This window comes from Maribacter sp. PR66, from assembly GCF_028464205.1.
GTDB classification, from domain to species: Bacteria; Bacteroidota; Bacteroidia; order Flavobacteriales; family Flavobacteriaceae; genus Maribacter; species Maribacter flavus.
Map to the genome: position 1 here is coordinate 1,020,475 of NZ_JAQPCH010000001.1, position 22,987 is coordinate 1,043,461.

The 22,987-nt window shown below is 41.5% G+C and carries 22 protein-coding genes; 14 read left to right on the plus strand and 8 right to left on the minus strand.

All coding sequences use genetic code 11. The annotated features are described in order from the left end of the window. Positions 1–353 precede the first annotated feature (353 nt). The 3 genes from PP181_RS04465 to PP181_RS04475 all read left to right on the plus strand — a co-directional run bounded on the left by PP181_RS04465 (position 354) and on the right by PP181_RS04475 (position 3,123). Positions 354–1,082: a polyprenol monophosphomannose synthase gene (locus PP181_RS04465; protein ID WP_272636118.1), complete on the plus strand. Its 729-nt coding sequence runs from the start codon at positions 354–356 to the stop codon at positions 1,080–1,082. Position 1,083: 1 nt separating this feature from the next. After that, entirely contained in the window at positions 1,084–2,418 is a 1,335-nt protein-coding gene (locus PP181_RS04470; RefSeq protein WP_272636119.1) for a dihydroorotase, read from the plus strand. A gap of 261 nt (positions 2,419–2,679) precedes the next feature. After that, positions 2,680–3,123 (plus strand): DUF4296 domain-containing protein, encoded by a 444-nt coding sequence (locus tag PP181_RS04475; RefSeq protein WP_272636120.1) that lies wholly within the window; start codon positions 2,680–2,682, stop codon positions 3,121–3,123. Here PP181_RS04475 and PP181_RS04480 read toward each other — a convergent pair. Further along, entirely contained in the window at positions 3,104–4,111 is a 1,008-nt protein-coding gene (locus PP181_RS04480) for an NAD-dependent epimerase/dehydratase family protein (RefSeq protein ID WP_272636121.1), read from the minus strand. The genes PP181_RS04475 and PP181_RS04480 overlap by 20 nt on opposite strands. A gap of 200 nt (positions 4,112–4,311) precedes the next feature. On the opposite strand from PP181_RS04480, the gene tyrS reads away from it, so the two are divergent. The 3 genes from tyrS (at position 4,312) to PP181_RS04495 (ending at position 6,588) form a co-directional block, all read left to right on the plus strand. Continuing rightward, positions 4,312–5,610: a tyrosine--tRNA ligase gene (gene tyrS, locus PP181_RS04485; protein ID WP_272636122.1), complete on the plus strand. Its 1,299-nt coding sequence runs from the start codon at positions 4,312–4,314 to the stop codon at positions 5,608–5,610. Positions 5,611–5,653: 43 nt separating this feature from the next. Beyond that, positions 5,654–6,043 (plus strand): hypothetical protein, encoded by a 390-nt coding sequence (locus tag PP181_RS04490; RefSeq protein WP_154918000.1) that lies wholly within the window; start codon positions 5,654–5,656, stop codon positions 6,041–6,043. 107 nt (positions 6,044–6,150) lie between these two features. Beyond that, positions 6,151–6,588, plus strand: a complete 438-nt coding sequence (locus PP181_RS04495; protein WP_154918001.1) for a hypothetical protein — start codon at positions 6,151–6,153, stop codon at positions 6,586–6,588. On the opposite strand, the gene PP181_RS04500 is transcribed toward PP181_RS04495, so the two are convergent. The 5 genes from PP181_RS04500 to PP181_RS04520 all read right to left on the minus strand — a co-directional run bounded on the left by PP181_RS04500 (position 6,585) and on the right by PP181_RS04520 (position 12,947). Further along, positions 6,585–7,562, minus strand: a complete 978-nt coding sequence (locus PP181_RS04500; RefSeq protein WP_154918002.1) for a LuxE/PaaK family acyltransferase — start codon at positions 7,560–7,562, stop codon at positions 6,585–6,587. The genes PP181_RS04495 and PP181_RS04500 overlap by 4 nt on opposite strands. Before the next feature lie 80 nt (positions 7,563–7,642). Further along, entirely contained in the window at positions 7,643–7,966 is a 324-nt protein-coding gene (locus PP181_RS04505) for a T9SS type A sorting domain-containing protein (protein WP_154918003.1), read from the minus strand. A 168-nt stretch (positions 7,967–8,134) separates the two neighbouring features. Further along, a complete protein-coding gene (locus PP181_RS04510) occupies positions 8,135–8,443 on the minus strand; it encodes a T9SS type A sorting domain-containing protein (RefSeq protein ID WP_138256967.1) in 309 nt (102 codons plus the stop codon). 155 nt (positions 8,444–8,598) lie between these two features. Beyond that, positions 8,599–11,436: a TonB-dependent receptor gene (locus tag PP181_RS04515; RefSeq protein ID WP_272636124.1), complete on the minus strand. Its 2,838-nt coding sequence runs from the start codon at positions 11,434–11,436 to the stop codon at positions 8,599–8,601. A gap of 113 nt (positions 11,437–11,549) precedes the next feature. After that, a complete protein-coding gene (locus PP181_RS04520) occupies positions 11,550–12,947 on the minus strand; it encodes a thrombospondin type 3 repeat-containing protein (RefSeq protein ID WP_272636125.1) in 1,398 nt (465 codons plus the stop codon). A gap of 282 nt (positions 12,948–13,229) precedes the next feature. Here PP181_RS04520 and PP181_RS04525 point away from each other — a divergent pair, with 282 nt between their 5' ends. The 5 genes from PP181_RS04525 to PP181_RS04545 all read left to right on the plus strand — a co-directional run bounded on the left by PP181_RS04525 (position 13,230) and on the right by PP181_RS04545 (position 16,678). Then, the gene (locus PP181_RS04525; RefSeq protein ID WP_138256970.1) at positions 13,230–13,916 is read left to right on the plus strand and encodes a response regulator transcription factor; all 687 of its coding nucleotides are present in this window, start codon (positions 13,230–13,232) and stop codon (positions 13,914–13,916) included. Between the two features lie 116 nt (positions 13,917–14,032). Continuing rightward, positions 14,033–14,983, plus strand: a complete 951-nt coding sequence (locus tag PP181_RS04530) for a sensor histidine kinase (RefSeq protein WP_419776369.1) — start codon at positions 14,033–14,035, stop codon at positions 14,981–14,983. 46 nt (positions 14,984–15,029) lie between these two features. Further along, on the plus strand, positions 15,030–15,698 hold the full coding sequence (trmB, locus tag PP181_RS04535; protein ID WP_272636127.1) for a tRNA (guanosine(46)-N7)-methyltransferase TrmB: 669 nt from the start codon (positions 15,030–15,032) through the stop codon (positions 15,696–15,698). Positions 15,699–15,702: 4 nt separating this feature from the next. Then, positions 15,703–16,335: a LysE family transporter gene (locus PP181_RS04540; protein ID WP_272636128.1), complete on the plus strand. Its 633-nt coding sequence runs from the start codon at positions 15,703–15,705 to the stop codon at positions 16,333–16,335. A gap of 1 nt (position 16,336) precedes the next feature. After that, on the plus strand, positions 16,337–16,678 hold the full coding sequence (locus tag PP181_RS04545; RefSeq protein WP_272636129.1) for an MGMT family protein: 342 nt from the start codon (positions 16,337–16,339) through the stop codon (positions 16,676–16,678). On the opposite strand, the gene PP181_RS04550 is transcribed toward PP181_RS04545, so the two are convergent. Together PP181_RS04550 and PP181_RS04555 are read right to left on the minus strand one after the other, a co-directional pair. After that, on the minus strand, positions 16,675–18,021 hold the full coding sequence (locus tag PP181_RS04550) for a sensor histidine kinase (RefSeq protein ID WP_272636130.1): 1,347 nt from the start codon (positions 18,019–18,021) through the stop codon (positions 16,675–16,677). The two genes, PP181_RS04545 and PP181_RS04550, sit on opposite strands and share 4 nt — an antisense overlap. Before the next feature lies 1 nt (position 18,022). Then, positions 18,023–19,387 (minus strand): sigma-54-dependent transcriptional regulator, encoded by a 1,365-nt coding sequence (locus PP181_RS04555; RefSeq protein ID WP_272636131.1) that lies wholly within the window; start codon positions 19,385–19,387, stop codon positions 18,023–18,025. Between the two features lie 209 nt (positions 19,388–19,596). Here PP181_RS04555 and PP181_RS04560 point away from each other — a divergent pair, with 209 nt between their 5' ends. The 3 genes from PP181_RS04560 to PP181_RS04570 all read left to right on the plus strand — a co-directional run bounded on the left by PP181_RS04560 (position 19,597) and on the right by PP181_RS04570 (position 22,977). Beyond that, on the plus strand, positions 19,597–20,943 hold the full coding sequence (locus tag PP181_RS04560) for a TolC family protein (protein WP_272636132.1): 1,347 nt from the start codon (positions 19,597–19,599) through the stop codon (positions 20,941–20,943). Positions 20,944–20,962: 19 nt separating this feature from the next. Beyond that, complete coding sequence (locus PP181_RS04565) at positions 20,963–22,213, plus strand: efflux RND transporter periplasmic adaptor subunit (protein WP_138256977.1); 1,251 nt, start codon at positions 20,963–20,965, stop codon at positions 22,211–22,213. Positions 22,214–22,281: 68 nt separating this feature from the next. Next, a complete protein-coding gene (locus PP181_RS04570; RefSeq protein ID WP_272636212.1) occupies positions 22,282–22,977 on the plus strand; it encodes an ABC transporter ATP-binding protein in 696 nt (231 codons plus the stop codon). The last annotated feature ends 10 nt before the right edge of the window (positions 22,978–22,987 follow it).

A 22,987-nucleotide genomic window follows, 5' to 3' on the forward strand; every position in this document is an offset into this window, starting at 1 on the left:
TTTATGCCCGTAAAATTACAAATTCCGATGGTTTTCGTTTTTATTCTTTGATTTTAGTACAGGAGAAATAATTGGTCCAAAGATGTAAGATGTAGAAGGGCCTATTTTTAGGAATTAGACCTGACAGGTTTTCAAAACCTCCCAGGTCTTGATGATCACTTCTTGTTGTTGAATTACATAATTTTCGTCCTGTTCACAACTCTTTGATTTAAAACATTTCCGTTAGGTACTGAAACTGTATTAATAATTTCCGAACCTGGGGAAATGACATCTTAAAGGAAAACCCCTATCCCCAGCTTCCCCGAAATCTTTTGGATTAAAACACTACTTTTGTGCCCATATAGCATATACCGATGTCCAACAGTGTTGTTATCATTCCTACTTACAATGAAATTGAGAATATTGACGCGATAATCAATGCTGTTTTTGAATTGCCAAAAGACTTCCATGTACTCATTGTGGACGACAATTCACCCGATGGTACGGCGCAGAGTGTACGTGACTTGCAACAAAAGTTCAAGGACAACCTGTTTTTGGAAGTGAGGCAGGAGAAATCGGGGTTGGGCACTGCTTACATCCATGGATTTAAATGGGCCATCGGCAAAAAATATGATTATATATTTGAAATGGATGCTGATTTTTCCCACAACCCAACCGATCTTTTACGATTGCTCAAGGCCTGTGAAAAAGGTGCGGACGTATCCGTTGGCTCTCGGTATAAAAAAGGAGTGAACGTGGTCAACTGGCCGTTATATAGGGTGTTGTTGTCCTATGGGGCATCATTCTATGTGAAAATGATTACGGGTATGCGGGTGCATGATCCAACTGCCGGGTTTGTTTGCTATAAAAGGTATGTTTTGGAAAGTATCAATCTGGATTCCGTTCGATTTGTGGGGTATGCATTTCAGATAGAAATGAAGTTCAGGGCCTACCTGAAGAATTATAAAATAGAGGAGGTTTCCATTATCTTTAAGGACAGGGTAAAGGGTAAGTCCAAAATGAGTTCCTCCATCATCAGCGAAGCTATCTGGGGTGTTTTTGTGATGAAACTCCGCAGCCTTTTCCAAAAAAATAGATTTTAGAATGGGTAAGACATTATTAAAAAACGCGAGGGTCGTAAATGAAGGTATCATTGAGGAACTAGACCTTCTTTTGGAGGGGGATTATATTTCCCGAATTTCCAAGGATATATCCGATGCGGAAGCAACAGTCATCGATTTAAATGGGAAATATATACTACCGGGAATCATTGACGACCAAGTACATTTTAGGGAACCGGGCCTTACGCACAAAGGCACTATTGCATCGGAGAGCAGGGCGGCCGTGGCCGGGGGTATCACCACCTATATGGAGCAGCCCAACACCAACCCACAGACCACAACTATTGTCAAATTGGAGGAAAAGCATGCCATGGCAAGGGAAACTTCCTATGCCAATTATTCCTTTTTGTTTGGGGGAACCAACGATAATCTAGAAGAACTGAAACGTTTGGACAAAAATGCCTGTTCCGGAATCAAGTTGTTTTTGGGGTCATCTACCGGAAACATGTTGGTGGATGATGAGGCCGTAATCGAAGGTATTTTCAGTAATACTGAGATGGTCATTTCCGTCCATTGTGAGGATGAAACTACCATCCGTCGGAATTTGGAAGCATACAAGGAAAAATACGGTGAGGATATTCCAATTCAGTACCATCCTTTGATCAGAAGTGAGGAAGCCTGCTATCTATCCTCTTCAAAGGCGATTGCCCTGGCTAAAAAGACGGGAGCACGATTGCATGTTTTCCATCTTTCAACTGGGAAGGAAACGGATTTGTTCCAAAATGACATCCCTCTGGAAAAGAAGAAAATTACGGCGGAGGTCTGTATCCATCACCTTTGGTTTTCAGATGCCGATTATTTGGACAAGGGAACCTTGATCAAATGGAACCCGGCGGTAAAAACTGCGCAGGACCGGGATACACTTTGGAAAGCTTTGTTGGATGACAGGATCGATGTAATCGCAACAGATCATGCCCCGCATTTACTGTCGGAAAAAGAAAATCCTTATACGAGTGCCCCCAGTGGTGGTCCTTTAGTGCAACATGCGTTGCCCGCCATATTGGAGAAACATATGGAAGGTGTTATCAGTTTGGAAAAAATCGTAGAAAAAATGTGCCACAATCCGGCCAAATTGTTCGATTTAGACAAAAGGGGCTATATCAAGGAAGGATATTTTGCCGATTTGGCCGTGGTTTCCCTAAACGACCCATGGCAGGTCTCCAAGGAGAATATCGTGTACAAATGTGGTTGGTCACCATTTGAAGGAAGTTCGTTCAAGGCCCGTGTTACCCATACGTTTGTAAACGGACATTTGGCGTATGAAAACGGAAAATTGTCGGATAAAAGAAATGCCAAAAGGCTCACTTTCAATAGATAAAGGAGCAATTATAATTATTTACCCCATGAAATGAGCCATAACAAGTCTTAATACCCACCTTGATGGTTATTGGCGAAATCAAAGATTCATGAACACCTTTTGAAAATACAATAAACAGCGATGTGAATAATTGCATCTGACCTTTTAATAATATTAAATATAAACAGATGAAACCCTCATCGAGGGATTATTTATGGTAAGTTTAATGCCTATACAAAAGGAAATGATTAAGAATCAAACTATTAACCTAATTTTAAACGTGTGAAAAGTTTTAGGATTGCCATACTCGTAGTGTTATTTTTAGCTGCTTGTGGTGAAAAACTCATAGAAAAGCCGGAGAACCTTATCCCAAAGGATAAGATGGTCCTGATTTTACAGGAGATGGCATTGATAAATGCCGCCAAGGGCGTGAATTTGGGTATTTTAAAGGATAACGGTGTGGAGCCTACCACCTATGTTTTTGAAAAGTTTGGGATAGATAGCGCACAATTTGTGATAAGTGACCGATACTATGCCTCCTTGCCAGCGGAGTATGAGACCATCTACACCGAAGTGGAAGCTTCGTTGGAAGCCAAAAGAATCGCCCTGGAACAGGAAAAGAAAATAACCGATAGTCTGAAACTTCTTGAAAGCAAGCGAAATAAGGAAGGGGTTCTGGACAGTTTGAAAACTAAACCCGCTACTGTCAAGGATAGTCTTCCATAAACTTTTTGGAAGCAAATACGATGGATTTTTCCAGCGGTTCAAATTCGTAGTGAAGCAACGTCCTTACTTTCTCGCTGGAATAACTTTCAGGATGTAAGAGGGAATAGATCGCATTTTTGGTAATGGTCCTTGGTTTTCCAGTGAACAGGGTTTTGAGGAAATCAAAATACCTGCCAATCTCCAACTGCCATTTTTTAAGTTCTTTCCGGGGTGGCTTTTTACCTAGGGCAGTGGCTATGGAGGTCATTATTTCCTTGTAGGTACGATTTTCCGCTACAAGGATAAATCGTTCATTTTTAATAGTGCTCTCCATGAGACGCGTCATAACGGTAACAACATCGGAAACCGATACAAATCCCGTTCCTCCCGGCGGGTAATAGGAATAGGCCTTTTTTACCGTGGTAAACAACTTGCCACTGCCGCTATTCCAAAATCCCGGACCTATGATTACCCCAGGATTTATGATTACCATGTCCAGGTTTTCTTGGGAACCCCGCCACACCTCCATTTCGGCGGAATATTTGGTAAGGGCGTAGACGTTCGTGTGCAATTCGTTCCAATCATTGCTCTCAGTAGCTTCCTTGCCCGCAATGCTTCTTCCAATTGTTCCAATGGTACTTACATGACAGAGTTTTTTTATATTATGGTGAATGCAGAGATTTACAATGTTCGCCGTTCCCTCCACATTCACTTTTCGTAATTTTTTAAAATCATTTGGGTCAAACGAAATAAGTGCCGCAGCGTGGTATACTTGTTCAATGCCTAAAAAGGCCGATTCTAAGGAGGGCACATCGAGAATATCTCCCTGTACCCATTCTATCTGATTAAAAATGGTTTCTGGAGTTTCCTCATAATAGGAGAAGACTTTTTTAACGTCCCCCAGTTTTTCTTCGGACCTATAAATAGCTCGGACTTTTACCTTTGACAGGACCAATCTTAATAGTAAGTGGGACCCCACCAAGCCTGTACCTCCGGTAACTAAAACCATATTCCATGTGTTTAAAGCAAATTCAACAAACTGATATTTAAACAATTACCTTTGTTTGGATATCTTAGGTTGTCCTGCCAAATTCCTTTATGAGTTTTCAAATGTAGGAAATAGACTCGGATAAATTCCTCCTTGGATAGGTATGATCTGCGGTGTATTTCCTTTTATATTTGCAATGAATTAAAATGAAATAGATAAAAATGGCTTCAAACTTTGTAAAGGAGTTGGAATGGAGGGGCATGTTGCACGATGCAATGCCCGGAACGGAAGAATACCTTATGGAGGGAATGCAATCTGCCTATGTGGGCATCGACCCAACGGCAGACTCCTTGCACATTGGTCATTTGGTGGGTGTCATGATGTTGAGACACTTCCAATTGGCAGGACATAAACCCATTGCCCTAGTAGGTGGAGCAACCGGTATGATCGGGGATCCGTCCGGAAAATCCTCGGAAAGAAATCTATTGGACGAAGCTACGCTCAGACATAATCAGGAAGCCTTGAAGAACCAACTTTCCAGATTTCTCGATTTTGAAAGCGATGCCGATAATGCGGCGGTCTTGGTGAATAATTACGACTGGATGAAGGGTTTTTCATTTTTGGATTTTATCCGGGACGTTGGTAAACACATTACGGTAAACTACATGATGGCAAAGGACTCGGTTAAAAAGCGACTTTCCGCCGAAGCCAAAGAAGGAATGTCCTTTACGGAATTTACATATCAGCTTGTGCAGGGGTACGATTTCCTCCATCTTTTTAGAACCCATAATTGTACCCTACAAATGGGCGGTAGCGATCAGTGGGGGAATATAACGACAGGCACGGAACTGATTCGTAGAATTGGCGGAGGCAAGGGCTATGCCCTTACCTGTCCTTTAATAACCAAGGCCGATGGTTCCAAATTTGGAAAGACCGAAAGCGGAAACGTCTGGTTGGATGCAGAGCGGACCTCCCCGTATAAATTTTATCAATACTGGCTCAATACCTCTGATGCCGATGCGGAAAAATACATCAAGATTTTCACCTTTCTTTCCAAGCAAGAAATTGAGCATCTAGTCGCGGAGCATTCGCAGGCCCCCCATCTAAGGTTGTTACAAAAGAAATTGGCCGAGGAAATAACTGAAATGGTACACTCAAAGGAAGAACTGGAGAATGCAATGAAGGCCAGTGAGATTCTTTTTGGTAAGTCCACATCCCAAGACCTCAAAGCGTTGAACGAAAAAACCTTTTTGGATATTTTTGAAGGGGTTCCACAGGCCCAGGTTCCCATGGCCTCTTTGGAAGGCGGTTTGGATATGATCGCGGCCCTATCCGCACAGACGGGGTTTTTAGGGTCCAATGGAGAGGCAAGGCGCGAATTGAAACAGAATTCCATTTCCGTAAACAAGGAAAAGGTGCAGGAGGACTATTTGATAGGAAGGGAAGATCTTATCAACGGAAAGTTTGTGCTGCTTCAGCGCGGCAAAAAGAATTATTTCGTACTTACGGTAACGGAATAGGCAACCTTTGCAGCATTTTGACATCTACAGAAAAAATGGTTTTATGAAACGATTTTTAGGGCTGATGATGTTGGTTTATCTGATTTCCTGTGATTCGGACAATGACCCCGTTATACAGGACACCGGTTTGAACGGGGAATGGATATTACAGGAAGTGAGCTGTTTCTGCGCGTTTGATGCCAATGTTGATTTTTCGGAAACAAGGCTGATTTTCGAAACCGATACAAATACCCTTACCGTCATTAATGAGGGTACCGATCGGTTTTTCAAGGAATCGGGGGTATACCGGTATGGCGGTCAGAACAATGTTCTAGATTTTACCGATAATACCAGCTATCAATTCGAAGTTGCCGAAAACCAATTGACTTTGGTCTACTTGGACAACCCTCAGATTGCGGATGATGAGGTGGTGTACTCTTTTAGACGGTCTTAAACAGGATAATTTTTAAATACTTCACATTCCCTTAACGGAACCCATTTTGATTTGTAGTATCTTAAGGTAGAATTAGTTAACCCCTGGTAGTTGTGCAAAACCGATTTTTGTTTTTAATTACGATTATCCTACTTTTTACGACAGGATGCACCAGCGATGATCTGGTGCTAAAGGGAAAGGATTTGCAATTCTCAAGTCAAAAATGGAGATTGGTTCAAATGACTGGGAGTTTTGTTAATTCAACAACTGTGGGCGAGGCTATGGATTGGCAGGAATACTATATTTTCAATCCAGATGGTTCATTTATTAAAAGCAGGGAGCGGGATGGAGCCGTTTTGGAAGCTACAGGAACCTTTGAGATGGTCGAGTACGATAATGATGATGCGGATTATTTGGAGCTACTTTTCGAGACAGGAGGTGAGTTGGCTGGCGGTTGTTATGGATTTGGCAGGGAAACCTTGCAATATGTTGCCGAGGATAGGCTTCAAAGTTCATGGATGGCATGTGACGGACCTGGTCTCTTCTATGAAAAGGAAGATGATTAAAGCGCCATCAAATTACACCCTCTGATATCCGAATGGTCAAAACGCCCCAGGACTTCAAATTTTCCGCTTTCATATAATTTCCCCAAATCCTGGGTTGCTATAAACGAACAGGAGTTCACATTGGCAAGATCGATTACATTGATGCCTCCAGTCTTTCCTATTGGTAGTAAGGATAAAGGGTCTTCTGTATCCCTTACTAAAATTTTCATCCACGGGGGACAATTAAATAGACTATCCCCTAGGGAGTAGGCTTGTGAAAGGAGTTCCGTCATACCGTATTCGGAATGAATTTGTTTTACACCAAATCCCCGCTTTAGTTGTTCGTGCAGTTCCTTACGTATCAATTCCTTTCTACGTCCCTTCATACCGCCAGTCTCCATCACAATGGTATGTTCCAGTTCTAATTTGAACGTTTCGGCGAAATCCAATAGGGCAAAGGAAACACCAATTAAAAGGGTCTTTTGTTTTTGGGCTTCCAGTTCCCTAAGAACGGATTCCAATTTGGGTAGGTCATTGAGAAAAAATCCGCTAAAGGGATGTTTGCTCTTGTTGATTAAATCGTTCACCATGTAAATCAGGGAAGAACCATCGCGCTCCAAATAAGAGGGTAAAAGCGCTAAAACACAATAATTTTTAATAGGCCCGTAGCTACTTTCAAAGCCTTTGAGGTAACTTTGTTTGTATAGGCTTAGGTCCGTTACATAGTGTTTGCTCGCGACCGAGCCCGTGGTTCCACTACTGGTAAAAATGATTTCTTCTTCATCCAAAGTACTAACAACCTTGTGTTCCTTGAAGAATTGAATGGGTAGAAATGGAATTTTGGTTAGGGTATCAATACGCTCCGGTTTTACATTTAAATAATCGCAGAACCTTTGGTAAACCCCATTATTTTGATACTGAAACTGAAATATTTCCAAACATTTGGTTTCAAATTCAGTTTTGGATGAAATATCAAAAATACCTTTTGGGCCCATGGAATATTCAATTCCCCGTAAAGGTAAAGAACCCTATAGAATGTATCTTGAAAAGTAGGGTAAATCGAGTTCTAAAACGGTTACTTTACCACCAATTTCCTATTGATCGTTTTTTTGTTTTCGGTTACTTGGATAACATAAACACCAGGTGAAAGTCTGGAGATGTCCAAGGTCTTGTTCGAGATACGATCGGTCAAAACCAACTCACCAAAGACATCATAGATTCGTATTTCCTTGGTGTCGTTGTTCTCCGTGGTCACATAAACCATGTCTGCCGTTGCAGGGTTGGGATATAGTTTAAAACCGGAGATTTCCTCATTTTTTAAATTTCGAAAATCAATGGAGTCCTGGCCATATACCATGAAGGAAAATCCCATTAAGAGGATAAAGTAGATTTTTTTCATTGGGCATCGATTTGGGATCAACACCCTAAAGTTACTTCAATCCGCTATGTTCAATATAAAAATGTTGTAAACGATATTATTTTGTATGTCAACAAGATAGCACTTGCAATACATCGGATTTTTCATACCGATTATCGACAAGAAATAAATAAGATATAAGAGTAAAACTTACTTGACGATAAGCTTTCTGGTGGCCATTTTGTCCTTTTCAAATACGCGTAGAACGTATACTCCGGCATCCATATCGTTTAGGGAGAGTTCCTTCCCTAGAATGGTCGTTTTTAATATCAATGTTCCAAAAACATCATAAATAAAAATTTCCTTAGGACTATTGTTGGCCGTTGTAATATAGACCTTACCATTCGTAACCGGGTTTGGATACATGCTAAAACCTTCTATATCCCCTTGGTTTTTTGGACTTTGTCCAAAACCAACAGCACAAAAAAGAAAGAAAATAACAAGGTAAAGTTGCTTCATATATAGCAGGTTACAAATGCTATGCCACAAATATAGGAATTATAGCCTCTGGACGTCAATAGGATAGGACTCTTTCTTTAAATTTTTCGATGAAATGCAAAAAGCCCGTCCACGAATGGTATCGGGACGGGCTTTTTTAAATTCTTTAATCAATATTAAAATTGATAGCTATATCCCAAGGAGATGGCCTGACCTGGATATCTAGATGAAAATAGCCTATCCGTAGCACCAAAGGATTGGTACACGCTTTCAATCTTGTCATTTAGCACGTTTTCAAAACGAAGGGTCAGTTTGCTGTTTTTCTCCTCGCCAAACTCTTTGCTCAAATTGAATTTAAGATTGTGAAAGGGCAGGGTAAATACATCTGGAATATCCCCATTTCCTACAATTTCCAAGGTTTTCCCTTGAACATTATAGACTAGGCCACCTTGCCATCCATTGTCATTGTTGTCATAGTTGAATCCAACGTTTAACAGAAAGGGTGATTGGCCTTGCAATGTTCTATAATCCTTAAATTCCTCACCTTCCCTCAAGTTGTCCCTTCTTGCCTCCTCCTCATCTTCACTAAAGGATTGACGGGACTCGATTAAGGAAACATTGGCGTTAAAGGAAAAATCCTGCCAGCCAGGAATAAAGTCCATACTTCTTCTAAATTCCAGCTCACCACCAAAAACCACGGCATCTCCCAAGTTCAGGGGAATGAACTGACCCCGTGCCTCCCGGATGAAAGAAAGTTCAATGGGATCATCAAAGGTCTTTGCAAAGGCACTAGCAGCAAAGAAATTGGTCCTTTCGCCATAGGCTTCAAACCGTAAATCAAAGTTATTTATATAGGTAGGCTGGATATTGATATTTCCAATAAAAAAGGTACTGGAAACAGGATCAAAAATCTGGGCATTGGAAGCTTCCTTGAAAGAAGGTCTTGCCGTGGTGCTGCTGAAGGAAGCCCTAAATTTCCTACTTGCCTCTTCGTTAAGGTCGTAAATCAGGTTGGCCGATGGAAAGAAATCTGCCTTGTCCAAAAGGTTCACATTGTCAAAAACCTCCCCGTCCTGGTTAATGCCAGAATAATAAAGGTCGAACTTCTCAAAACGTACGCCCAGTATGGCGTTCAGTCTTTCCGATAGTTTAAATTCATCACCAACATATCCGGCGGCTACGGACATTTCGGAGTCAAAGGAATCAGAAATATTGGAATCCCTGCGCACAAAGGTTCCTTCGCCAGTACTTGGGTCATAGATATTTTCAGGGGCCAATACCTGGTCCGCATCGCCGCCAAAGCCCAAGCTGAAATTACCTTGTCTTGATTGTACGGGGTGAGAAAACTGATCAACCACAAACTCCCGTTGTTTCAAAGTGTAGGCTCCCCCAAACTTTAATTTCGCCTCCCTACCAAAAAATTGATGCCTTCTAGAAAAATCCAGTTTTCCTGCGAGATTGATTTCCTCTAAATCCCTCCAAATCCTGCTAGGTTCACCAGATTCACTGGGAGAGATGGAAAAGTTTCCAGTTTCTGTATTGAACCTGAACGGTGTTGTTCTTAGGTCTTTATCGTATATTTTTGAGAAGGTTGGTGACAATTTCCAAGAAACTTTCCAAGAACCATCCTCATTTGAATGCTCGCCATTTAATAATGCGTTGGTAATGGATCGTTGTGTATAGGTCAGTACATCCTTAAAAATCGTATTGGAATTTACACTGAAATTATCTTGCCTAATATAGCCTGCGCTTGATTCCCCATTCTGTATGTGTAAAACATTCAATTTGTATTTGGATGTCCTGCCTTTAAAGGAAACACCAGCTAAACCACTAATCAGTACATTATTGACACCCACGTCGCCGGACTGTGTTCTATCGTCAATCAATTCCAAAACGGAGGGGTCTTGATCTTGTTTGCGAAAGACTTGACCGTTGACAATGTTTTCGTAAAACTCCGTATTGTTTCTATAGGATAGGGATGCCAAATAGCCAATTTTTTTGGTGCCATCCTCATTCGCATTGTATTGGTTTCCGGCCGTAAGGCCAAAACTGAAATCCATACCGCTTTGCTCCTGTAGGGCCTTTAAGTTGGAGTCGAACAATTGTGTGGTAATTCTAGCAACCTGTCCATTTTGTTGTGGCAATAGGGTTTCAAAATTTTGTGAAATGGGCAAATCCCGCTTTCCTCCATCATATCCCAAGGGGTCTGAAACACTGCCATCATAAGTCAAATAATTGTCCTTAAAATGCATGGAAGAATTATACCCAAGACCTGCTGACACGCTGTACTCGGCCCTTGAAGGGAAATCTTTGGTCACAATATCCACAACACCTCCCGTAAAGTCGGCCGGTTGGTCAGCCGTTGCGGATTTTACCACAATAATGTTGTCCAAGATATTGGTAGGGAAGATATCCAATTGAAGAGTGTTCCTATCTGGATCCAATCCGGGTACGTCCACACCATTAAGAATGGACTTTGTATATCTGTCACCTAAACCCCTAACATAGACAAATTTTCCTCCCTGTACGGATACACCGGGCACGGCCTTTATGGCACTGGCGATGTCTCCCGCACCTGATTTTTTAATACTTTGAATGGACAGACCATCCAGAAGGGCTACCGAGTTCTTTTGTAGATTCAGAACGGAGGCCTCCGTGTTTTTGGAAATCGTAGTGGTTACCACCACTTCGTCCAAAGCGTTTGGAAGCGGGTTCAAGGTAACGTCGATTATTTCCTCCGCACCTTGGGCAATGACTACCTCGGAGATTTCCTTGGTCTCATATCCTAAAAACGAAAATACTACCGTGTATGTTCCGGGCTCTAGCTCCAAAGCGTATTTTCCATCAAAATCCGAGGTCGTTCCTTTGGTAGTGCCTTTTATGGTAATATTCGCAAAAGGCAATACGTCATTAAATTCACCATCCATCACTGTTCCCGAAATAATGCCATCTTGTGCAAAAATGGACTGTATGGAAAATGCGGCAAGTAAAACTAAAAGCGATTTAATTTTCATGTGAGTTGAGTTATAACAGGTATTCTTATAGAAATTAAGTTGCTCGTCTTACCAAAATCGTAAGACGAGCAACTGTTTAATTTAAAGTATATATACTTGATTTTATGTATTTGTTAGAAGCCTAAACTTGCCTTGGCATTGGAGTATGTCCAAGCAAAAGCAGAAGTATCCGCTCCGGTTGTACCCTCGGTTACAGCCGAAGAGAAGGTAGCGGCATCAGCTTCAAACGTTGTACTATCCGTAGTATCATTGAAGATTTCAGCAGAGGTAGTTACACCTGTGGGCAATACGATTTCCCAATTAGTGAAAACTAAAGTTCCAGCTGTGTAGTTGGCGGCAACACCAGCGTTATCCAATTCTACATCTGAAAGTTGTAAGTCTGTACCTATTCCTGTAAAACCGGTAACCAAAATATTACTATTGGTACCTTGTGCATTGGAACGGAAGTCAGCTATTTCTCCATTTTCAACATTGTTGGATAGACCAACCAAAGTAGCATTTGTTAATGTATAAGCTCCCTGTAGCGACCCTTCAGGACCATCAATTTCCAAGGCGTGATCGGAAATAGCTCCCTGAACGACCATGGCATTATCGATGGTACCGGAATAGGCTTGATCAATATCCAAACCGTCATCGCCTTGTGCCCAAACGAAAAGGTTAGTAGCGTTTACCGTACCACCAAAAAATTCGATGCCGTCATCCACATTACCTACAACTTCAATATTGTCAATAGTAGTTCCTGTACCAACGGCTCCCAAAGTAAGACCATTGATTTCATTTCCTTCCCCGATCAAGGCGCCACCATGACGAATAGAGATATATTGAAGCGTACCGGAATCATCGGCTGGATCAGTACCGCCATATAAACCTTTATCACCATCCGTATCTGTTGGCAACCCTTCAATTTGTGCTGCAACGGCATCACCATCAAAAGAAGCGGGAGCGTTACCTAAAACGATCAAACCTCCCCAAAGACCTCTATCATTTTCGGTTAAGTTAGTACCAGCAGTTTCGCCGTAAGCGATGTTGTCTGACGCAGATGTAAAAATAATTGGAGCGTTGGCAGTACCTACCGCTTCAATCTTACTTCCTCTTGTTACGATAAGCGCAGATGCGTTTACACCGGAACCTGCGTTTGCTTTGATGATAACACCAGCTTCAATGGTCAGAGTAGCACCGTTGGTAACGAATACCCTACCATCCAAATTATAAAGATTATCGGCACTCCAGGTAGTGTCTTCTGTAATATCGCTATCCACTACAACAGTTTGTCCAACAGGGTCAGTGGCACCATTATTGGTTGGGTCACAAACATCACCTATACCATCACCATCAGAATCGGCCTGGTCTGGATTCGCTGTCCCTGGACAGTTGTCCACATCGTTGTTTACACCATCATTGTCAAAATCCTCATCTGTAATAACGACAGGATCAATAGGACCATCATCGTCGCTACAGGCAACAAAGGCCAATGAAAAACATATAAGGGAAAGACCCAAGAGCTTTTTCATAGAATTTACGTTTTTAATTTTCATAATAGTTTAATTTGATTTACGTCGCAAAGAACGATAGGGGTTGTAAAAGTCGGGTTACGGTCAAGTTAAATGTGTTTTGCAAAAATGTTACCTAAACGTTACTATATTAAATCAACGTTAAGCGATTTTGTCATACGGGTTTAATCTGTACTTTTGAAAAATTAACACGTCCAAAAATCGATCGGGGATACTGCTAAACCGTTGCTTTTTAATACTTTTAGTTGACTCGGACCTAAAAAGACCAAACCAAAGGAAAAGATGAAGAAAAAGGATATTACCATACTTTTAGTGGATGACGAACCGGATATTTTGGAGATTTTGAGTTATAACCTTTCTTCTGAAGGATATGAGATAATCACGGCCAAAAACGGTGCGGAGGGCGTATCCAAAGCAAAAAAGAAGCAACCGGATCTGATTATTCTGGACGTTATGATGCCCGAAATGGACGGTATTGAGGCCTGTGAAATCATGCGGAAGACACCCGGATTGGAAAATACCATAATTACCTTCTTGACCGCACGCGGAGAGGATTACTCCCAAGTGGCCGGTTTTGATGCCGGGGCCGATGACTACATTACCAAGCCCATAAAGCCAAAGGTATTGGTGAGCAAAGTAAATGCGCTCTTAAGAAGGTTATCCAAAGAGGAGGGTCCCAGGGAGGATATTACAAAAGTTGGTGACATTGTTATCAACAGGGAAGAATACAAGATCATTAATCAGGGCGAGGAAATAATCCTACCCCGCAAGGAGTTTGAACTTTTGGCCCTGTTGACCTCAAAGCCCAATAAAGTCTTCAAACGCGAGGTAATTTTGGATAAGGTCTGGGGCAATGAGGTGGTCGTTGGCGGAAGGACCATCGATGTACACATCCGTAAGCTACGGGAAAAAATAGGTGAAGATCATTTTAAGACCGTTAAAGGGGTAGGCTATAAGTTTGTATTATAATGGCCATTCGATCCAAAAAGTCCTATAGATTTGCCTTCAGGTCTGCTTTCTATATAGGCGTTATTTCCTTTTTTGTTATTGGGAGTCTGCTGTGGCTCTTCAATATGATGAACTGGATGTTTTTGGCCATTGCCTCCTTGCTAATTTTTATTTTTTCTTTCGGGGCCCTTCAGTTCAGAATTGAACGCTTCATATACCGCCGTATCAAGAAAATATATGACGATGTGGAACTGTTGGAGTCCACGCCCTTGGCAACCAACCCCGTAACTACCGACATGCGCACCTTGACCGCGGAAATTGAGAAATTCGCCAAGGACAAGAAGATAGAAATCGATACGCTTAAGATCAGGGAAGAGTATCGTAAGGATTTTTTGGGCAATGTGTCGCACGAGCTAAAGACTCCATTGTTTACCGCACAGGGCTATCTGGAAACGCTTTTGGACGGGGCCATAGAGGACAAAAATATCCGAAGAAAATATATTTCCAGGGCCAACAAGGCAGTGGAGCGACTTATTTACATTGTACGGGACCTGGATTTGATCACCAAACTAGAAGTGGGCGATCTGCGTTTGGAAAAGGAGAATTTCAATATTGTGGAGCTCATTCAAAATGTGTTCGACCTCTTGGAAATGAAGGCCAGCAAAAAGAAAATTGTCCTCACCTTTGATATGGCCTATCCCAATCCGATCATGGTATATGCCGATAAGGAAAAAATCCAGCAGGTATTGACCAATCTCTTAGTAAACTCCATTAAATATGGTAACGAGAACGGTACTACGGAGGTAAGTGTGGAGAATTTGGTCAAGAATAAAGTTATAGTTCGGGTAACCGATAACGGCGAGGGCATCCCGGCGAATCACCTGCCCAGATTGTTCGAACGTTTCTATAGGGTGGACCCTAGTGGAAGTAGAAAGGAAGGAGGAAGTGGCCTGGGTCTATCTATCGTAAAGCATGTAATAGAGGCACACGGTGAAAAAATCTACGTGGAAAGTTCTGAGGATGTGGGCTCCGAATTTTCCTTCACCCTGGAGAAAAGTAAAACCGAAAATACCAACCCCAAAAAATAGTGACCGGAATCAATTTTCTTAGCTTTGCCATTATAAAAGGAACCAAGTGGGCAGCAAGAACAAGCTAAAAAGATTCAAGGAGAACGAAACCTTTTCAAATGTGATACAGCCAACTCGGCAAGAAGTTACCGATGGTTTTGTACTAAAAGGAAATTGGAAGGAACACTTTAAAAACAATAACCCAATTGTTTTGGAACTGGGCTGCGGTAAGGGCGAATATACGGTAGGACTGGCAAAAAAAAATCCCAATAAAAATTTCATAGGGATCGATATTAAGGGAGCCCGATTTTGGAGGGGAGCCAAAACCGCCTTGGAGGAAGGTTTGCAAAATGTCGCTTTCTTACGGACCCAAATAGAACTGGTGGACCTTTTGTTCGGTAAGGAAGAGGTCTCGGAAATATGGATCACCTTTCCCGATCCCCAAATAAAGTACAAAAGGACCAAGCATAGGATGACCAACGCGGCCTTTTTGGAAAAGTACAAGCGTATTTTGGTACCCAATGGATTGATGCACCTAAAGACCGATAGCGAATTCATGCACGGGTATACCTTGGGACTCCTGCATGGTTTGGGACTGGAGGTTGTCTACGCCAATCACGATGTGTATAAAAATGAGGGCAGTCCCAAGGATGTTCTGGAAATTCAGACATTCTATGAAAATCAGTATCTTGAGAAAGGCAAACCCATAACCTATATCCAATTTAGGATACACTAAGTAGATGCAACATTTACTCATTCTTTTCTTCGCTACCTATTCGGCGGCCTTTATGGCCACGGTACCGCCGGGGCTTCTCAATTTAAATGCCGCCAAGACCAGTGTGGAAAAGGATAAATTGAACGGTGTTATCTTTAGTTTGGGCGTGTCCACCGTTATTATGTTGCAGGCCACCATTGCGGTATTCATCTCTAAATTTTTGGATAGGAATCCTGAAGTTGTTTCCCGTCTTTTGGAAGTTGCCATTGCTGTCTTTGCAGCTTTGGCGGTCTATTTTTTTGTAGCGGGAAAACGTAATAAAAAAACCAAGATCAAGGCCATCAAAATCAGTAAGCGAAACAGCTACCTCAAGGGTATGTTTTTGGCAACCCTTAATTTTTTGACCATTCCCTACTACAGCGGACTCAATATTATGTGGAATGCATCGGGCTGGATCAAGTTCATGTTTTTGGATATTGCCATTTTTGTTCTGGCGGCCGGTTTGGGCACGTTTTCGGTGCTGTACCTGTACGTTTTTTACTTTGACAAATTGGAGCACAAGACAAATCGGTTTGAAAAAAATGCGAACTACATCCTTTCCTTTCTCATGGTACTTTTGTTGATCATCACCGTGGTACGGGTGCTAAACAGGCAGTGATATGGCAGATAACGATAATTTTTTTGAAAAGGTCTACGAGGTCGCCATGCAAATTCCGTATGGTAGGGTTACCTCCTATGGTGCCATTGCCAAATATCTAGGGGCCGCCCGCAGTGCCAGAATGGTAGGGTGGGCCATGAACGCTTCCCATACCAGGGACGACATTCCCGCCCATAGGGTGGTCAACAAAGCGGGACTTTTAACGGGAAAGCACCATTTTGAGGGAACAAATCTCATGCAGCAATTGTTGGAAAGTGAAGGTGTTAAGGTCAGGGACAACCAGATACAGGATTTGGAAAAACATTTTTGGGATCCTTGGAAAGAATTGAGAGAAACCAATTAATCAAAGATCAAGGTAAATACTGTGTTTTCATCTGAAAGCACCTGTATGCTTCCCCCGTGCAATCGCATGATTTGTTTGGAAAGACTTAGCCCGATACCTGTTCCGGAATTTTTTGTAGTGAAGAAGGGAACAAAAATTTCATTTAACAATTCAGGAGGGATTCCTGCTCCATTATCCCAGACCTGTATATACTTCTTGTTCATTTCGTTGATACCACAAATGAATTTTATCCTTCCATTTTCTTGACCTTCCATGGATTGTTTGGCATTCTTGCCCAGATTTAGCAACACTTGCGATATTTGTTGGGAATCAATATAAAGTTCCAGTTCTTTCGGGTGGACCCCAATTTCTATTTTTACCGGATTTTCATCCGTCTGTTCCTCTAACAAAAGCTTTACCCTTTCCAAAAGTTTTTTGGCGGAAACAAGCTCTTTTTCTGGCTCTGGTACACTAAGGAATTTACGGTAGGATTGAACAAAACTCATAAGGTCATTCCCTTGGTCCTTGATTACCTCCAATCCTTTTGCCGTATTTTTTATTTGGTCTTTGCTAAATTCGGTAGGATGGGTATTGGAACTTCCCTTCTTGAAATACTTAAGGATGGATTCCGAAATTGAGGTGATAGGAGTAATGGTGTTCATGATTTCGTGGGTGAGAACCCGAATCAGTTTTACCCAAGAATCCGTTTCCTTTTCGTCCAATTCCCGATGTATATCGTGCACCACAACCAATAATAAATCTTGTCCTTCAATGGTCAATGGGGTACATTTAATACTTAAATCCCGTTTTCCCCGTTCATTTCCAAGTTGATAGATTCTATTTTCAAAGGGTTCTAATTTTTGAAAGAGCTGGTATAGCTCTTGGTCTACCTGGTTCAACTGTTTTATATGGTTCAATGGCCTGTAGTTGAGCAGCTCTTGCACTGTTGGGTTGGCAAAAAGGATATGCCCCTTTGGATTTATGGTGAAAATTCCAATATCCGCTTGCCTGAGTATTTCCTGATAGTATTGCTCTTGGGCCTGCTTCTTTAGATGGATATCCTGTATCATGTTATTGAGCATGTTCAAACTATGATTAAGCTCTTCCAGGGATTTTACGCTCAATTTCTCCGGAAACCTCAGTGTGAAATCTTCATTTTTGATGGCATCAAAGAAATAGGCTATTTTTCGATTGGTCTGGTTTACGTAATTGATCAAGGCCGAAGTTTGGGCTATTATAATCAAAATGCCAATACCGCAGCCTACATAACTCTCCTTGAAAAAGAGATATGTAGAGATTACAACGGTAAGGACTATAAAGACAATCCTTAAAACCAACTGAAGATATATATTACGGCTGACCATTTTATTTGGAGGATTTTTTAAGCTTGTTATATAGCGTCTGCCTTGAAATTCCCAATTGTTCGGCTGCGGCACTATAATTACCATCATGCTTGTTCAAGGCGTTGGTAATCATGAGCAGTTCCATTTCCTCTAAAGTGCTGGGAACATTTTCCATGCTAATGGAATTTTTGGGTTCCAATAAAAAATCATCAGGCTTTAAAACATTACCTTCGCTCAAGATTACGGCCCTCTCCATGGTATGAAGCAATTCGCGTACATTTCCGGGCCAAGCATAGGACATCAATATTTCTTGGGCCTGTTGGTTTATTCGCAGCCCCTGTTTTCCGTACTTGCTGATGAATTTGTTCAAATAGAAATCGGCCAATACCAGTATATCGTTCTCTCGTTCCCTTAGAGGTGGTACTTCTACCCGAATAGTATTTATGCGGTACAGGAGATCTTCGCGAAACAAGCCATCAGAAACCATTTTATCCAAATTACAATTGGTCGCACATATAAGCCTGATATCAATGGGAATGGGTTTGTTGGAACCGACTCTTACAATAACCCGGTTTTGTATGGCGGATAATAATTTGGCTTGCATTTGCAATGAAAGATTGCCTATTTCATCCAGGAATAAGGTCCCTCCATTGGCCGCTTCAAATTTTCCGGCCCTATCTTCCTTTGCATCTGTAAAAGAACCTTTAACGTGTCCAAATAATTCGCTTTCAAATAAGTTTTCCGAAATGGAACCCATGTCTACAGAAATAAAAACCTCATTTTGCCTTGCGGATAATTTATGCAACTCCCTTGCTATAAGCTCTTTACCGGTTCCATTTTCACCGGTAACCAGTACGTTCACATCGGTTTTGGCTACCTTTCGTACCAGGGATAACACCCTGTTCAGGGCCTTGGAATTCCCAATGATGTAGTTGGAATTTTGGTTGATTACCTGTTTAAGGTTTGTTTCCTTCTCTTTAAGTTGTACTACTTCTTTTTGTGTTTTTCTAAGCTCATAGGCAGATTTTACGGTAGTCAATAACCGTTCATTGTTCCAAGGCTTTAGGATAAAGTCGGATGCCCCTTCCTTTAAAGCTTCTACGGCAAGGTTTATTGCGCCGTATGCGGTCATCATGATTACAGAAATGTGGGGGGCTTTTTTCTTTATTTCCCGAAGCCAGTAAAGTCCTTCATTTCCGGTATTTACACCAGCGGAAAAGTTCATGTCCAACAAAATGATGTCCAACGAATTGAAATTTGGAAAGGACGTGATTTGATTGGGGTTTGAGATGGTCTGCACGCTCTTATACTCGAATTGCAATAGTATTTCCAAAGCACTTAAAACACTCTTATTGTCATCAATGACCAATATTTTTGCATCCACCATAATTGGGTATAATTTGTGGGTTGATACGGATAAAACTACAAATAGAGGAGATTGGTTTATAGTAAGTGTCAAAATATTTTACAATATCTGTACAACTATTTTACAGTACATTTTTATTTTACACCATACCAAAATTTTAATGTATTGAAAATCAATTTTTTGTATTTGTGGCATGTAAATAGTATGTTTTTTGGCATAGCAAAAAAAGTATGATACATTTTCTAAGATTATTACTAATTATCTTTTTATTATGGAGTACGTCCCTAATGGCGCAAAAGTCATGGACCTTGGATGAATGCATCTCCTATGCCTTGGAAAATAACTTACAATTGAACGATTTTGAATATACCAATCTTTCAAATAAGGAGACGTATCGACAGTCTGTACGTAACTTGTTGCCGGTTTTGAACGCCAATTCAGATTATACCATTAATTCAGGTAGGGCCGAAGACCCCAATACGGGTACCTTTGTGGTTCAGGATTTCTTTTCCAATAGCTATTCGTTGCAGTCCAACATCGATTTGTTCAGGGGTTTTCAAAAAATAAATTCCATTAAGGCGTCCAAGTTATTGTACAGTGCCACTAAAGAAGAGGTGTTGCAACAAAAGTATCTTTTGGCCTTTAGGGTAATGCAGGCATTTAACAACATCCAATTTTTTGAGGGCTTGGTAGCCATTGCCAATGAGCAAGTAGATGTTTCCAAAACCAATTATAAACTGGTGGAGAAGCAGATTGAACTGGGATTGATGGCGGGTGCCGATTTGTACGAGGCACAATCCCTTTTATTGGCCGATGAGCTAAACCTAACCCAGTCAGAAAACCAATTGGCTGCGGCCAAGTTAACCCTGATACAGGAAATGAACCTAGAGAATACTTCAGACATTCAAATTATCACGGATATGGGCCACAAGGCAGAAGCCCAAGTTTTAGGGATCATGGAATCTGATTCCGTATACGAGAAGGCTAGGGATTTTTTGCCTTTGATAAAGGCTCAGGAACTACGGGCACAAGCCGCTAAGAAACAGGTGGGCGTTGCCCGTGGAAACCTATATCCGTCGTTGAGCCTTTTCGCGGGTATTGGTACAGGTTACTTTGAAACCTTTCAGGATTCCCTGGGCAATACCTTCCCTTTTCGTCAACAGTTCAGGGACAATACGTCTAGGTTTTACGGTATCAGTCTTAGTGTTCCCATAAGTAATGGATGGTCTGCAAGATCAAGGGTGAAACAGGCCAAAATTGAAAGGTTACGTCAAGAAAACAATTTGGAAGTTCAGGAGCAAGTGCTTTTCCAGACCATTCAACAGTTGGTTCAGGAATACAATTCACTATTGGTGGAAACGGAACAGAGTCGGCAAAATATGGAAGCACAGCGATTGTCCTTTACCATTGCCCAAAAACGGTACGAGAAAGGCATGATTAACGCCATAGAACTGTTCACCGCAAAAAACCTGTTCGCCAGTGCGCAAAATGAGAATTTGCAAGTAAGACTAAGATCAGAAATCAATAAAAGCACTTTGGATTTTTATAGGGGACTTCCCGTATTTAACATTAACTAGAATTAGATTAGAGAATAGCATGGATATTAAATTAGAAAAGAAAAAAGGATTGCGACCCAAACACTACGGGTATATAGCTTTGGGGTTATTGTTGTTATTTGTGGGGTATCAATTGCTTTTTGCCAGTTCTATTTCCACATTTAGAACAGAAAAGGATAAACTTTCCATTGCAGAAGTGTCCCAGGGCAAGTTTGATGATTACATCACTATAAACGGGAATGTAGCACCGATCACCACCATTTATATGGATGCTTATGAAGGTGGAAGGGTTACCGAAAAATTGATCGAGGAAGGTGCCATGGTCAAAAAGGGGGACATTATCCTAAAACTGGAAAACATGAACCTGTACGAGCAGATTTTGGCCAGCGAAAGTAATTTGGCACTAAAACAAAATGACCTTCGTTCTACAAAACTGACCTTTGATTCTCGCCAAGTGGAGGGTAGGCGGTCCTTGGCCACTGCGAGTACGGACCTTCAGCGCTTAAAGCGAAATTATGAACAGAATAAGGCCCTATATGACGAGGAACTTATTTCCCAGGAAGCCTACCTCACCTCAAAGGAGAACTATGAGCTGTCCCAAAAGCAATATGAAATAATCAAGCTTCAGACAGAGAACGATGATGAGTTACGAGAAACGTCCCTGACGGGTTTGGATAATGATTTGGCAAGAATGCAGAAAACTTTGGGGATGGTCTACCAAAGATTGGACCACTTAAATGTTAGAGCCCCCGCAGATGGCCAATTGGGCTTTTTGGATGCCGAAATTGGGCAGAATATTTCCCAAGGACAACGAATAGGTCAAATAAATGTGCTAACGGATTATAAGATTGAAGCGGATATAGACGAGCATTACATTGACCGCGTGAAAAGGGATTTGAACGCTGTACTTGAGCGTAACGGAAATGAATTTCCCTTACGGGTTAGAAAAGTGTATCCTGAAGTCCGCAATGGAAGGTTTCGGGTAGATTTGGTCTTTACGGAAGAAAAACCGGAAACAATACGTACTGGTCAAAGCTACAACATACGATTACAATTGGGAGAATCCAATGACGCTTTGTTAATACCAAAAGGAAGCTTTTTCCAAAGTACAGGAGGACAATGGATTTTTGTAGTAGGTAAAAACGGGGAAGAAGCGTTAAAAAGGCCTATCAGAATTGGGAAACAAAACTCAAGATTCTATGAAGTGCTTGAAGGATTGGATGCAGGTGAAAAAGTAATCACCAGCAATTATGACAGTTTTGGGGAAGCAGAAAGAATCGTACTAAAATAAATTAGAAAGTGTCACATCAAGCGCAGTCGTGGTGTCTTTATAACAATCAATAAAATCAAAAAAAGATGATGATAACTATTACGAATTTAAAAAAGAGCTTTCGTACCGAGGAAGTGGAGACCTTGGCATTGAATAACGTGAACCTTAAAGTAGAGGACGGCGAATTTGTTGCCATCATGGGGCCTTCGGGTTGCGGCAAATCCACCTTGTTGAACATTATAGGCATGTTGGACAACCCTACCGATGGAAGTTACAATTTTGCGGGCCATGAAGTGGGCGGACTCAAGGAAAGCCAGCGTACCCAACTGCGAAAGGGCAATCTTGGTTTTGTATTTCAAAGCTTTAACCTGATCGATGAGCTAACGGTCTACGAAAATGTGGAACTACCCCTCATCTATCTAAAAATGGGAAAGAGCGAGCGAAAGGAAAAAGTAATGAAAGTACTGGAGCGTATGAAAATTGCGCATCGGGAAAAGCATTTTCCGCAGCAATTATCCGGTGGACAACAACAACGTGTGGCCATTTCCCGTGCCGTGGTAACCAATCCGAAATTGATATTGGCGGATGAGCCCACCGGTAACCTAGATTCCAAAAATGGTATCGAGGTCATGAATTTGCTAACAGAGCTGAACCAAGAAGGAACGACCATCGTCATGGTAACGCATTCGGACCGGGATTCACATTATGCGCATAGGGTAGTTAACTTATTCGATGGACAAATCGTTACTGAAAGCCAGAACCGAGCAATTGGGGCCATGATGTAAAAAGGAGTTT